Annotated in this window: 12 protein-coding genes and 2 pseudogenes; 3 read left to right on the plus strand and 11 right to left on the minus strand. The window is 64.7% G+C overall.

All coding sequences use genetic code 11. The annotated features are described in order from the left end of the window. Positions 1–9: 9 nt before the first annotated feature. From pdhA to ACIGJG_RS24045, 9 genes and pseudogenes are all read right to left on the minus strand, one after another. On the minus strand, positions 10–1,110 hold the full coding sequence (gene pdhA / locus ACIGJG_RS24005; RefSeq protein ID WP_011301090.1) for a pyruvate dehydrogenase (acetyl-transferring) E1 component subunit alpha: 1,101 nt from the start codon (positions 1,108–1,110) through the stop codon (positions 10–12). A 188-nt stretch (positions 1,111–1,298) separates the two neighbouring features. Then, positions 1,299–3,218, minus strand: a complete 1,920-nt coding sequence (locus ACIGJG_RS24010; RefSeq protein ID WP_483674019.1) for a hybrid sensor histidine kinase/response regulator — start codon at positions 3,216–3,218, stop codon at positions 1,299–1,301. Positions 3,219–3,270: 52 nt separating this feature from the next. Then, the gene (locus ACIGJG_RS24015; protein WP_011301088.1) at positions 3,271–4,170 is read right to left on the minus strand and encodes an ATP-binding protein; all 900 of its coding nucleotides are present in this window, start codon (positions 4,168–4,170) and stop codon (positions 3,271–3,273) included. Between the two features lies 1 nt (position 4,171). Continuing rightward, positions 4,172–5,164: an ATP-binding SpoIIE family protein phosphatase gene (locus ACIGJG_RS24020; RefSeq protein ID WP_041680281.1), complete on the minus strand. Its 993-nt coding sequence runs from the start codon at positions 5,162–5,164 to the stop codon at positions 4,172–4,174. Between the two features lie 28 nt (positions 5,165–5,192). Further along, entirely contained in the window at positions 5,193–5,603 is a 411-nt protein-coding gene (locus ACIGJG_RS24025; protein WP_041680280.1) for an anti-sigma regulatory factor, read from the minus strand. 1 nt (position 5,604) lies between these two features. Next, positions 5,605–5,964 (minus strand): STAS domain-containing protein, encoded by a 360-nt coding sequence (locus tag ACIGJG_RS24030; RefSeq protein WP_011301085.1) that lies wholly within the window; start codon positions 5,962–5,964, stop codon positions 5,605–5,607. A gap of 15 nt (positions 5,965–5,979) precedes the next feature. Further along, positions 5,980–6,834 (minus strand): STAS domain-containing protein, encoded by an 855-nt coding sequence (locus ACIGJG_RS24035; protein ID WP_483674020.1) that lies wholly within the window; start codon positions 6,832–6,834, stop codon positions 5,980–5,982. A gap of 216 nt (positions 6,835–7,050) precedes the next feature. After that, positions 7,051–7,314: pseudogene (locus ACIGJG_RS24040) on the minus strand (MetQ/NlpA family ABC transporter substrate-binding protein); the annotation flags it as partial. A gap of 3 nt (positions 7,315–7,317) precedes the next feature. Further along, the gene (locus ACIGJG_RS24045; protein WP_041680574.1) at positions 7,318–8,592 is read right to left on the minus strand and encodes an O-acetylhomoserine aminocarboxypropyltransferase/cysteine synthase family protein; all 1,275 of its coding nucleotides are present in this window, start codon (positions 8,590–8,592) and stop codon (positions 7,318–7,320) included. Positions 8,593–8,882: 290 nt separating this feature from the next. Between ACIGJG_RS24045 and ACIGJG_RS24050 the strand changes: the two genes are divergently transcribed. From ACIGJG_RS24050 to ACIGJG_RS24060, 3 genes and pseudogenes are all read left to right on the plus strand, one after another. After that, on the plus strand, positions 8,883–9,782 hold the full coding sequence (locus ACIGJG_RS24050; RefSeq protein WP_011301081.1) for a ketopantoate reductase family protein: 900 nt from the start codon (positions 8,883–8,885) through the stop codon (positions 9,780–9,782). Positions 9,783–9,926: 144 nt separating this feature from the next. Continuing rightward, positions 9,927–10,382 (plus strand): annotated as a pseudogene (locus tag ACIGJG_RS24055) (ABC transporter permease); the annotation flags it as partial. Positions 10,383–10,457: 75 nt separating this feature from the next. Beyond that, a complete protein-coding gene (locus ACIGJG_RS24060) occupies positions 10,458–11,225 on the plus strand; it encodes a class I SAM-dependent methyltransferase (protein ID WP_011301079.1) in 768 nt (255 codons plus the stop codon). A gap of 34 nt (positions 11,226–11,259) precedes the next feature. Here ACIGJG_RS24060 and ACIGJG_RS24065 read toward each other — a convergent pair whose 3' ends face one another. Beyond that, the gene (locus tag ACIGJG_RS24065; protein ID WP_041680279.1) at positions 11,260–11,613 is read right to left on the minus strand and encodes a LysR family transcriptional regulator; all 354 of its coding nucleotides are present in this window, start codon (positions 11,611–11,613) and stop codon (positions 11,260–11,262) included. 241 nt (positions 11,614–11,854) lie between these two features. Beyond that, entirely contained in the window at positions 11,855–12,088 is a 234-nt protein-coding gene (locus ACIGJG_RS24070; RefSeq protein ID WP_011301077.1) for a hypothetical protein, read from the minus strand. Positions 12,089–12,090 lie beyond the last annotated feature (2 nt).

Below are 12,090 nucleotides of genomic sequence, written 5' to 3' on the forward strand. Positions count from 1 at the left end.
GCGCTCGCCTCAGTTCGGGTTGGTCTGGCCATGCGGCGCGGCATAGCGCCGTGCCGTCGCGAGCTGCTCTTGCAATGCTGCGGGCATGGTCGCGTACAGGCAGTCGAACATCGCGGCGGGATCGGGCGGCGGCAGCGCCAGGTAAGCTTCCACGGCCTGCGCGACCTGCTGCGAGCATTCGCGCACCAGCGCTTCTTCGCGCCCCGCATCCCACGCGCCGAGCTTTACCAGGTGCTCGCGCAGCCTGAGCAGCGGTTCGGCCTGCCAGTGCGCCTTGACCGTGGACTCGTCACGGTAGCGCGAGGCATCGTCAGCCGTGGTGTGGTCGCCGAGCCGGTACGTGATCGCTTCGATCAGCGATGGTCCCTCGCCGGCGCGCGCACGCTCGATCGCTTCGCCTACGCGGTGACGCACTGCCACGACATCATTGCCGTCGATCTGCTCGCCGGGAATGCCCGCGGCGATCGCTTTTTGCGCGAGCGTGTGCGCAGCGGTCTGGCGGCTGCGCGGCATCGAAATGGCCCACTGGTTGTTGTTGACGACGATCACGAGCGGCGCATGCCACGCGCCGGCCATGTTCATCCCCTCGTAGAAATCGCCTTTCGAGGTGCCACCATCGCCAAGCATGCAGACTGCCACGCGCGGCTCGCCGCGCAACTGCACCGCGTAAGCCACGCCTGCCGCATGGCAGACCTGCGTGCCGATCGGCACGTTGTTGCCGAAGTCGTGCGGCGCCGCCGCAAAACCGCTGCCGCGCTCGTCGCCGCCCCAGTACAGCAGGCTTTCGGTCATGGTGACGCCGCGCACAAACTGCGCGGCGTGATCGCGGTACGACGGCACCAGTATGTCCTCGGGCCGCATCGCGCTGGCTACGCCAACGCCGACCGCCTCCTGCCCGAGCGCCGATGCGAACGTGCCGATCTTGCCGGTGCGCTGCATCGCAATGGCTTTGAGGTCGAACTGGCGGGTCAGCACCATCGCACGGTACAGCGGCAGCAGCGCGTCCGGGTCGTTGGCGAATGGCGGGAGAGGGGAAGAGGAAACCGGGGTTGCGCCCGGCGGGTCGAGGTATCGTGTGTAGCCGATGTCAAAGCTCGCAACCGTGCCCATGTGGCCGCCTCCGATGTGCGTGTCAGGGATTCCGCACGTCCTTGTGGGACGGCAGGATCGGGTCGGGTTGCTTTGAGTTTAGGGCATGGGCGCGCGCGCGGGGATTGGAAAGCGGCGTTTATGTTGCACGGGGCGCAAAAGGGGCCTGGGGCCCCGCTTCGGCCGTGGGGCGTGGATCCACGGGCGTGTTATCCCGCCAGCGCGAACGCCTTCTCGATCGCGTTCAACAATTCCTGCAGTCGCAGAGGCTTTCCGCACACCGCATCGAATCCGGATTCCATTGCGGCGCGTCGATCCTGCTGTCGCGTGAATGCCGTCAGCGCCACGGCGGGAACATGGTCCAGAGAGGCAACGGCCTCGCGCACACGAATCCTGCGAATCAGGTCGTTGCCATCGCATCCGGGAAGACCGATGTCACTGATGATCAGATCCGGCATGCTGGTGGTCACCTGATCGAATGCCTCCTCGCCGTCACCGGCCGGGCGCACAAGTGCGCCGTAGCCAGTCAGGATCGCCGTGAGCGCGGCGAGCGCATCCATGTCATCCTCTAACAACAGTACGTCCAGGCCGCTTAGTGGCATGGCATCCGGTGCTGAAGGAGCTACGGCGAGCGGGGCGTCCTCGTCGCTTCGCGCGGGGGCGGTCAATGGAATCGTGACCTCGAAGGTCGAGCCCAGCCCCACGCCGGCGCTGGATGCCTGCACCGTACCGCCGTGCATTTCCACCAGTTGCCTGACGATGGCCAAGCCCAGTCCCAACCCGCCATGCTGTCGACGGTTGGCATCTTCGCTCTGGGTAAACCGGTCAAACAGCAGCGGCAGAAACTCTGCGGTAATACCTCGTCCGTGATCGATGACGCGAACGCGCAAGGCACCGCCATTTGATGCCACCTCGATCCGCACGATGCCCCCTTCGGGCGAGAATTTGATCGCGTTCGATACCAGGTTCCACAGGATCTGTTCGAAACGGGCAGGGTCCAGCCACGCAGCATCTGCCAACACAGGCGGCATCTCCGTGACCAGTGTCACGTTGCGCTCCTGAGCCTGGCGCTGCATGCTCTCGACCGCAACGCGGACGAGTTCGGCCGGATTGACCCGCTCGAGCTCAAGTTTCAGTTTGCCAACGTTGAGCATCGACACGTCGACCAGATCCGCGATCAAGCGGCGTTGAATCGCGATATTGCGTTCGACAGCGGCCAGTCCGCGCCGGCCTTCGTCGGAGTTGATGTGTTGGTTCAGGACATGGGTCCAGATGGAAATCACGTTTAGCGGACTGCGCAATTCGTGCGACAGGATCGCGATGAAGTCATCCTTCATGCGGTTCAGACGCTCCATCGCTGCACGTGCCGCTTGCTCGCGCTCTATCAGCTGCTCGCGCTGGCGTTCAAGGTTGACCCGGTCAGTAATGTTTGACACGACGGCGACCTTGACACCCGACTGGAGCACGGCAGAGATACTCCACTCGAGGTGCATGATTTCGCCTTGGGCGTTGCAAAGCGGAAAAGTGCCTTGCCATCCGTGCTCCTGCAGGCGCCCGGTGGACTCGGCCACTCGCTCTCGCCAGTCCTGCGGTGCAAACTCAGCGACGGGCTGCCCCGCGAGTTCCGCTCCTGACCGCTGCAGCAGCGTCACCATGGCCGGGTTCACGTCGACAAAGCGCCCGGACAGGTCCAGCGTACAGATGCCTCCGATGGCCTGGTGATAGATCGCGCGAAAGCGCGCCTCGCTTTCGCGCAAGGACTGTTCGGCGGCACTTGCGCGTATCAGTGACGAGATCGTGGCCACCAGTATGGCTGGCTCGGCCGGGTGCGTCAGGTAGGCGCTGGCACCTGCATCAAGGCCGCGCACCTTGTCGCAATCGGCCATATAGGTGGCCGACAGATGCACCACGGGTATGGTGGCGGTTTCCGGCCGTCCGCGCAGGATCCTGCAGACCTGGAAGCCATCGATATCGGGCAGGTTGACATCGAGCACCACGGCCGACACGCTGACATCGGCGAGCTCCAGGGCCCGCTGCCCGATCTCGGCTTCTACGGTCCGGAACCCGGCGGTTGCCAGTACGCGCACCGTCGCGTACCGCGTGACGGGATTGTCGTCCACCACCAGCACCAGCGGCTGGACGGCGCCGCCCGCTGCGTGTCCGCCCGGGACGACGTCGACGCTATCCGGCATGACCGTCTCCAGCGGGCGCCTGGCTCTGGCTCGGGAACGTCGCGGGCAAGGTCACGTAGAAGCGCGAACCGACCCCGACCTGACTTTCGAAGCCTATCGAGCCGCCGAGCAGTTCCGCCAGTCGCTTGCTGAGCGCCAGTCCGAGTCCCGAGCCGCGATAGCGGCGCTGCAGCGGCGAATCGACCTGCACGAAGTCACCGAACACCGCGCCATGCGCCTCCGCCGGTATCCCGATGCCGGTATCGCGCACGGAGAACATGATCATGTCGCCAGGCTCGCGCTTCGCCGAAACCCGCACTTCACCACTGGGGGTAAATTTCAGCGCGTTCGAGATAAAGTTGCGCAGGATTTGCGACACCTTGCGGTCGTCGCTGAACAACTTGCTCACGTCATGTGGCTCCTCGAAGATCAGCGATACCTCGGGATTGGTCAGCACCGGCTTGAACATGCCACGCAGCGCATCGAACAGCGCCACCATGTCGAACCAAGCCGGCGATACATCGACGCGGCCCGCTTCCAGGCGCGCCAGGTCCAGCAGGTCATTGACCATGCCGGCAAACTCGGCGGCCGTATCGCGCACGAACCTGACCTGCTTCTCCTGTTCCGGGGTAAGTGGGCCATCGACACGGTCGATCAGCAAACGCGTGATGCTTTGAATCGCCACGATCGGCGTGCGGAACTCGTGGCTCATATAGGCCAGAAAGCGGCTCTTGAGTTCGGTGGCCTGCCGAAGCTGTTCCGCCTGGATGTCGAGTTCGGCGTAGAGCGCTACGACACCGCGGTTGGTCTCGTCGATCTCGGTGCGCAAGGTCTCCACTTCCCGCGTACGCGCGTCCAGTGCTGCCTGCAGGCTGGCAATGTCTTGGGGGGTGGAAGCGGGTGCGTTCATTTCAGACCTCCGCGCGGCGGATGACCACCACCGTGGCATCGTCCCGTCCGCGGCAGAACCTCCAGAGCACAAAGGCGGCAATCAGCGCGGGGTCGCGTTGCAGCACGCTGGCGTCGTCGAGATTCCAGCGCGACTGGATGCCGTCGGAATGCAGAATCACCAGGGCATGGTCCGGCCATTCCAGGTGCTGCTCCTGCACGGTACGCACTTGCAGCCCTGCCGTGCCGCTCTGGCTGATCAGCGTGCGGTCTGCCAGGCCAGAGATGACGCGTCCGATAATATTGCCCGCGCCTGCAAAGCAGATGCGATTGGTGCCGGCGTCGATGCGCGCGACGCCCACCGCCGCACCTCGCGTCCCCCGCAATGCGGCATGCGCCTGTTCTACGTGATGGCGCGGATTGCCTCCTCGTTGCCGGTCGAAGGCCTGCAGGGCGGCCACCGCCGCGTGTGCCGCGTCCGGGCCGTGTCCGAGACCGTCAGCCATCATGACGTCGGCGCGCCGGTCGTGCAAGGCCACATCCCATCCATCGCCGCTGACGTGCTCGCCGGGGGCCGGCACGCACACGGCCCCAATCGCAAAGCCGTGGTCCGGGCGACGCGCTCCGCCATTGATGTCACGCTCGCGGTAGAAGCGTGCCAGGATCAGGCTGCCGGAGCCGGGGCGCGTGTAGATATCGAAATCGTCGGCCAGGCGGCGGACCGCACCGAGTCCCTGGCCCGCGCTGCCGGCCGTTGAGTATCCGTCGTGCAAGCAGGCCTGTAGGTCGGCCATGCCCGGGCCATCGTCCATCGACAGCAATTCGATCGCCACGCTGTCCGCGACTTCGCTTGCCGCCAGCAACATGCGGCCACGCTTGGCATGGCGCAGCAGGTTGTTGCCAAGCTCGTTGACGGCAAGCGCGAGCCGCCCCGCCTGGACTGCATCGAATCCAAGCCGTCTCGACATTTCCGTCGCCTGCCGCCGGACTTCGCCGACGCGGGTTGAATCGCCCATCGGTACGATGAGGTGTGGTCCGTGGCGTCTACTTCCACCGAGTGATGCTGACACAGGTTCCCTCGCCAACTTGGGTACGGATGACCAGTTCGTTCACCAGGCGCCTGCTGCCCGACAGCCCCATGCCAAGACCGGTGCCGGTGGTCCAGCCATCGACCAGCGCCTGCTCGACATCCGGTATGCCCGGGCCGTGATCCTCGAAATGCAGGCGCAGCCCGCGGCGCACGCCCTCGTCCAGGATCTCCCAACGCATCTCGCCACCGAGTCCATACACCATGGTGTTGCGTGCAAGCTCGCTTGCCGCCGTGATCATCTTAGTCTGCTCCACCAGCGAGAATTTGAGCTGGCCTGACAATGTGCGGACCAAGGCGCGCGCTTGCACGATGTCCCGCTCGTCGCGGAGCGGCGCACATCCGGTGCCAGGCAGTTCGTCGGCCACGTCAGTTCCTCCGCACGCCGTCGAGTATGGCCATGCCACGCTCCACATTCAGCGCCGTGCGCACACCTCCGAGCGATAATCCCAACTCCACCAGCGTAATCGCCACGGCGGGCCGGATACCCACCACGACGGTGGTGGCGCCGAGCAACCTGCCGATATCCGAAATGCTGACGAGCATGCGGCCGATAAAGGAATCCACTACTTCCAGTGCCGAAACATCGATCAGCACGCCGTGTGCGCCGCTCTTTTCTATTTGCCCGGCCAGATCTTCCTGCAACATCAGAGCGGTCTGGTCCTGCATATCGATCTGGATGGTCACGAGCAGGTGCTTGCCCATCCGCAAGATTGGAATCCGTTCCATGGCGGTTTCTGCGTCTCAGGCAGCGCCGCGCGACACCGTGTGTCCCGTCAGGCGCATCGCGGTGGCGAGCGCATCGGCCAGGGTGGACTTGGTAGTGATGCCTTGCAGGTCGATGCCCAGATGGACAATGGTTTGTGCAATCTGTGGGCGGATACCACTGATGATGCTTTCGGCACCCATCAATCGAATGGCGGTCACCGTCTTGATCAGGTGCTGCGCCACCAGCGTATCCACGGTAGGCACCCCTGTAATGTCGATGATGGCCAGTTCCGAGCCGGTTTCCACCAGCCGCTCCAGCAGTGTTTCCATGACCATCTGCGAGCGGCTGCTGTCGAGCGTTCCGATCACGGGCACCGCCAGTACTCCTTCCCACAGCTTGATGACAGGCGTCGACAGTTCCATCAGCTCCTGCTGCTGACGCACGATGATCTCTTCGCGCATTTTCTGGTACGAGGACACAGTCCACTGCGCCATGCGGTCGACAATGTCCGAGGCAGCCCAGATGACGTTGATCTGGTCCTCCACACCCCCAGCCTGCCGCTGCAGGGCTTCGAAGATCGGCCGCTTGAGCGCCAGCACGAAGCCACTGGTCACGTCGGCGGTTTCGCCCTGTGCGGCGCGCGCGCTGGATAGCCGCGTCAGCGTCTCTCGCAACGCAGTCCATGACGCCGCGGCTCTGAACTGGGCGGCATCCCCGGCGCCACGCATGCCGGCTTCCAGTGCCCGCAGGATCGCCCGCTGCTCGGAAATCAGATCGTGGGTCAGCGCTTTCCCCTCTGCATAGACCTGGTACTCCGCCGTCCATCCCGGGATCACGCTGTCCTGCTCGTTGCGCAAAAGATCGGCTAGTCGCTGGTTTTCTGGGGGCATGGGGTGTCGGGGTCAGTATGTGATAGGCACCCGCCTCAAGCTTGCGTCAGGCAAGTGGATCACTTCATTCTAGGAAAGATCACGGGTGTGCACTATCGGCCCGTAGATTGAGGGGCAGGCGAGGGCAAAATCAGAAAAAGTGTCGCATTGACCTCTTCAAAAAAGAAAAAGGCTCCCGCGGGAGCTTTTCCATCTTGGCTGGGTTCGGCCGACCGCTTATTTCTGATAAGCCGGCGGCACGAACCCTGCAAAGCGCTGTTGCGCCACGGTCTTGAACTCGGCCGACTGATAGGCGTCGCGAATGTCCTTGACGAACGGCTTGTTGAGGTCCGCAGTCTTCATCGCCACGAGGTTCATGTAGTAGTCGGGAATCTTCTCGAGCGCCAGCGCCGAGGTCAGTTTCAAACCGGAAGCCAGCGCGAAGTTGCCGTTGACGAACGCATAGTCCACATCATCGAGCGAGCGCGGCAAGCGGCACGACGCTCAGGCGGCTTCGAGGGCGCGGTCGAGGTCTTCGATCAGGTCATCGATATGCTCGATGCCGATCGACAGGCGCACCATGTCTTCGCTCACGCCGGCGGCCTTGAGCTCGTCGGCATTGAGCTGGCGGTGCGTGGTCGAGGCCGGGTGCGTAGCCAGCGACTTGGCATCGCCAATGTTGACCAGGCGCGTGAACAGCTGCAGCGCGTCGAGGAAACGCGCGCCGCCTTCACGTCCGCCCGCCTTCAGGCCGAACGACAGGATGCCGGGGCCGCGGCCGCCGAGGTACTTCTGCACCAGCGCGTGATCAGCGTGCTCCGGCAGGCCTGCGAAGTTGACCCATGCCACCTTCGGATGCTTCTGCAGGTGGTGAGCGATAGCCAGCGCGTTCTCGGTGATGCGGTCCAGGCGCAGCGCCAGCGTCTCGATGCCTTGCAGGATGAGGAACGCGTTGAACGGCGACAGCGCCGCGCCGGTATTGCGCAGGGGCACCACGCGCGCGCGGCCGATGTAGGCCGCTGGGCCCAGTGCCTCGGTATAGACCACGCCGTGGTATGACACGTCGGGCTCGTTCAGGCGCTTGAAGCGGTCCTTGTGCTTGGCCCACGGGAACTTCCCGCTGTCCACGATCGCGCCGCCCACGCTGTTGCCGTGGCCGCCCAGGTACTTGGTCAGCGAATGCACGACGATATCCGCGCCATGCTCGAACGGCCGGCACAGATACGGAGAGGGCACGGTGTTGTCGACGATCAGGGGCACGCCATGGTTGTGCGCCACGCGCGCAATCGCTTCGATATCGACCACGTTGCCGAGCGGATTGCCGACCGATTCCACGAAAACGGCCTTGGTACGTTCGTCGATCAGGTCGCCAAAGCTCGCCGGATTGCGGCCATCGGCAAAGCGCGTTTCGATGCCCGACTGTGGCAGCGTATGCGCGAGCAGGTTATAGGTGCCGCCGTAAAGCTGGCTCGATGAGACGATGTTGTCGCCGGCCTCCGCGATGGTCTGGATCGCGTAGGTGATGGCCGCCATGCCCGAAGCCAGCGCAAGTGCGCCGACGCCGCCTTCGAGCGCGGCCAGGCGCTGCTCCAGCACGTCGTTGGTCGGGTTCATGATGCGGCTGTAGATATTGCCTGGCACCTTCAGGTCAAACAGGTCGGCGCCATGCTGGGCGCTGTCGAACGAGTAGGCGACGGTTTGATAGATCGGTACCGCTACGGCACGCGTGGTCGGATCGGGCGAGTAGCCGCCGTGGACGGCAAGGGTTTCAAGTCTCATGTTCGGGTTGTTCTTGGAGAGGTGCTGGACCGGCACGCGTGCGGAAGATGCCGGATGGAGCCGCGGCGAACGGATGCGTCGGGCTTGGGGGATGGTAGCAGCGCGGGGTGGCTCAGGCCATGTGGGGGAAAGAACCATACTGCATTTGCTTATGCGCGTTTGGGACTTTTTGAGGTTGTGGGCCCGAACCGCAAGCCCCCGCCGAAGACCCCGGCAAAAACAGCGATCACCCGCCGAGAACCCTGCCCCTGCCATAATCCTTCATCCCAACCCCCCGGAGCATGACAATCATGAAAGTCGCCATCATGGGCGCCGGAGCCGTCGGCTGCTACTACGGCGGAATGCTAGCGAGGGCCGGCCACGAAGTCATCCTGATCGCCCGCCCGCAACACGTACAGGCCATCGAAGCAACCGGCCTGCGGCTCGAAACGCAATCGTTCGATGAACAGGTCAAGGTGTCGGCCAGCTCGGACCCCAGCGCCGTACAGGGCGCTGACCTCGTCCTCTTCTGCGTGAAATCGACCGACACCCAAAGCGCCGCGCTGGCGATGAAGCCGGCGCTTGCCAAGAGCGCGCTGGTGCTGTCGCTACAGAATGGCGTGGAGAACGCCGACACGCTGCGCAGCCTGCTGGAGCAGGAGGTGGCCGCGGCAGTGGTCTACGTGGCTACTGAAATGGCTGGCCCCGGACATGTCAGGCACCACGGCCGCGGCGAACTCGTGATCGAGCCGACCAGTCACGGCGCAAACCTAGCCGCGATATTTGCCGCCGCAGGCGTGCCAGTCGAAACCTCCGACAATGTGCGCGGCGCGCTGTGGGCCAAGCTGATCCTGAACTGCGCATACAACGCACTGTCGGCCATTACGCAACTGCCATACGGACGCCTTGTTCGCGGCGAGGGCGTCGAGGCCGTGATGCGCGACGTGATGGAGGAATGCTTCGCCGTCGCGCGCGCCGAAGGCGTGAAGCTGCCCGACGATGTCGCGCTGGCGATCCGCCGCATTGCGGAGACCATGCCCGGACAGTCGTCATCGACGGCGCAGGACCTCGCGCGCGGCAAGCGCAGCGAGATCGATCATCTCAACGGCCTGATCGTGCGCCGCGGCGACGCGCTGGGCATCCCAGTGCCAGCCAACCGGGTGCTGCACGCACTGGTAAGGCTGATCGAGGACAAGCAGCAACACGGCTGATTGCTGTCCAGATGTGGGGGTGGCAAATGTCCCGACATGGATATGCGCCGGCCGCATAAGGCCCAGCGATATCATTCCTTGACCCTGCCATTGCCCGTTCCCTGCAGTGCAAGGCTCGTGCCCGCTGCGCAGTGCCATCCCGTCCTGCTGCCGCTGGCGCTGCTGTGGTTCGGCCTCGGCAGCAAGAGCCTGATCTTTGTGCTGATCCACTCGGTGCTGTGGCCGCTCGCGCTCAATACCTATGCGGGATTTCGCAGCGTACCGGAGACGCTGCGCATGGCCGGGCGCAACTACGGGCTGCGCGGCGTGCGCTACGTGGTGCTGATCCTCGTGCCGGCTGCACTGCCCGCGATCCTGTCGGGGCTGAAGATCGGCTGGGCCTTTGCCTGGCGCACGCTGATCGCGGCGGAGCTGGTGTTCGGCGCATCGTCGGGGCAGGGCGGGTTGGGCTGGTTTATCTTCCAGAACCGCAACGAGCTTTACACGGACCGCGTATTCGCCGGCCTGGCTACGGTGATCCTGATCGGCTTGCTGGTCGAAGGGCTGGTGTTCACGACGCTGGAGCGGCTGACCGTGCGGCGCTGGGGCATGCAGCATTAGTTGCCCTGTCCATCAAGCGGGAGTAGTGTACGGCTCCGATATCAACGGCCATCGCCACACTCATCGGAGTCCCGCATGACAGAGATCCACCACGCCGCCGCCGAAGGCTTCGCCGCTCAGGCCGCCACATACGCCCGCGGCCGACCGGAATACCCCGAAGCCATCGGCGACTGGTTGCGTGGAACGCTGGGCCTTGGTCAGGGCAAGACGGTTGTCGACCTCGGCGCCGGCACTGGCAAGTTTTCGCGGCGGCTGGCCGCGACCGGTTCCACTGTCATTGCGGTAGAGCCGGTCGACGAGATGCGCGCGCAATTGTCCGCTGCGCTGCCAGCGGTGAAGGCCGTTGCCGGCGCGGCCGAGGCGATGCCGTTGCCCGATGCGAGCGTCGATGCCATCGTCTGCGCCCAGGCCTTCCACTGGTTTGCCAACGATCGCGCCATGGCGGAGATCCGCCGCGTACTGCGTCCCGGCGGGATGCTGGGACTGGTGTGGAACGTGCGCGATGAGAGTGTGCCTTGGGTCGCGAGACTCACGGCGATCATGACGCCATACGAAGGCGATGCGCCTCGGTTCTACAAGGGCGACTGGAAGCGCATGTTTCCGGCTGATGGATTCGGGCCGCTCGCGCTTGAGAGCCTGCCTTACGTGCACGCCGGCCCGCCGCAGCAAGTCATCGTCGATCGCGTGATGTCGGTCAGTTTTATTGCCGCGTTGCCGCCGCAGCGGCAAGCCGAAGTACGCGCCCAACTGGAGGCCGTGATCGACGATGATCCGGCACTGGCTGGCCATGCGCAGGTGGCGTTTCCGTACCGGACGGAGGCGTACAGCTGCCTGCGCGAGTAGCCGCACGTTGCCGCACACAGCCGTGACGGGCCCGCTACATGGTGGCCTGTCGCACCCAGAACGCCACGGGGCCATAGGGCGGCATCACGGATGCCGGCATGACGGGCTCGCGCGCGAGGGTGTCCAGAATATCGCGCCACATCGCCAGCACGCGCTGCGCCCGGGGCAGCATGCGGACGGCGTCAGGCGTGGGCAGCCAGTGCGGGCTGCAGACGCGGAACAGTGTGGTATCCAGCGCGGACTCCAGGCTGCGCAGCTGATAGTGCAGCCGCTGTGACTGGATGCCAAGTTCGGATGCCGCGCGGCTTGAGTCCCGATAACGCATGAGTGCGACGAACGCACGCAGGGACAACAGGCTCACGCGCCGGTTCTTCAGGAGGTGTGCCATGCAAGGGGCCATGCCGGCTGCCGACAGCCTGCCGCAGGCTGCCGGTTCGCGCGGCGTGGTGGCGCTGGGTAAAACGCTGATCGTAGCCACCGGCGTGGCCACCTTGATTCAGAAACTTCCGCAACCTTGTCGCGATACGTCGGAAGTTTCGTTCGGCTTTCCCAGGTGGGATCCTCTTGGGACGGGCGGAAAGCGGGGGGAGAAGCATCCACATCAGGGCGGCAACGCGCCCCGTGCGGCGTCAGTGCAGCGGCAACTGGCCGAGCGCAGTCAGCGCGAGCACGACTTCGGGTGACAGCCGGCGTTCGCGGCATGGCACGCCGGCGGTTTCCAGCGTGGTCCAGAGGTCGGCGTCACCGGTGACGATCCGCTGCCTGAGGTGGGCAAGATAGGTGTGCTCGGATGGCGTGAGCGGGCGCGGTGCGCTGCGCAAGTCATCCAGGATGTCGCCAAGCGAGAGATCGGAAGGGGTCATAC

This window comes from Cupriavidus sp. C1SS-2L, from assembly GCF_057073735.1.

Excerpts from the sequence above, each read along its gene's own strand:
- pdhA (WP_011301090.1), bottom strand. The coding sequence starts at position 1,110 with ATGGGCACGGTTGCGAGCTTTGACATCGGCTACACACGATACCTCGAC.
- ACIGJG_RS24015 (WP_011301088.1), bottom strand. The coding sequence starts at position 4,170 with ATGAACGCACCCGCTTCCACCCCCCAAGACATTGCCAGCCTGCAGGCA.
- ACIGJG_RS24020 (WP_041680281.1), bottom strand. The coding sequence starts at position 5,164 with ATGGGCGATTCAACCCGCGTCGGCGAAGTCCGGCGGCAGGCGACGGAA.
- ACIGJG_RS24030 (WP_011301085.1), bottom strand. The coding sequence starts at position 5,964 with ATGGAACGGATTCCAATCTTGCGGATGGGCAAGCACCTGCTCGTGACC.
- ACIGJG_RS24035 (WP_483674020.1), bottom strand. The coding sequence starts at position 6,834 with ATGCCCCCAGAAAACCAGCGACTAGCCGATCTTTTGCGCAACGAGCAG.
- ACIGJG_RS24045 (WP_041680574.1), bottom strand. The coding sequence starts at position 8,592 with ATGAGACTTGAAACCCTTGCCGTCCACGGCGGCTACTCGCCCGATCCG.
- ACIGJG_RS24050 (WP_011301081.1), top strand. The coding sequence starts at position 8,883 with ATGAAAGTCGCCATCATGGGCGCCGGAGCCGTCGGCTGCTACTACGGC.
- ACIGJG_RS24060 (WP_011301079.1), top strand. The coding sequence starts at position 10,458 with ATGACAGAGATCCACCACGCCGCCGCCGAAGGCTTCGCCGCTCAGGCC.
- ACIGJG_RS24065 (WP_041680279.1), bottom strand. The coding sequence starts at position 11,613 with ATGGCACACCTCCTGAAGAACCGGCGCGTGAGCCTGTTGTCCCTGCGT.
- ACIGJG_RS24070 (WP_011301077.1), bottom strand. The coding sequence starts at position 12,088 with ATGACCCCTTCCGATCTCTCGCTTGGCGACATCCTGGATGACTTGCGC.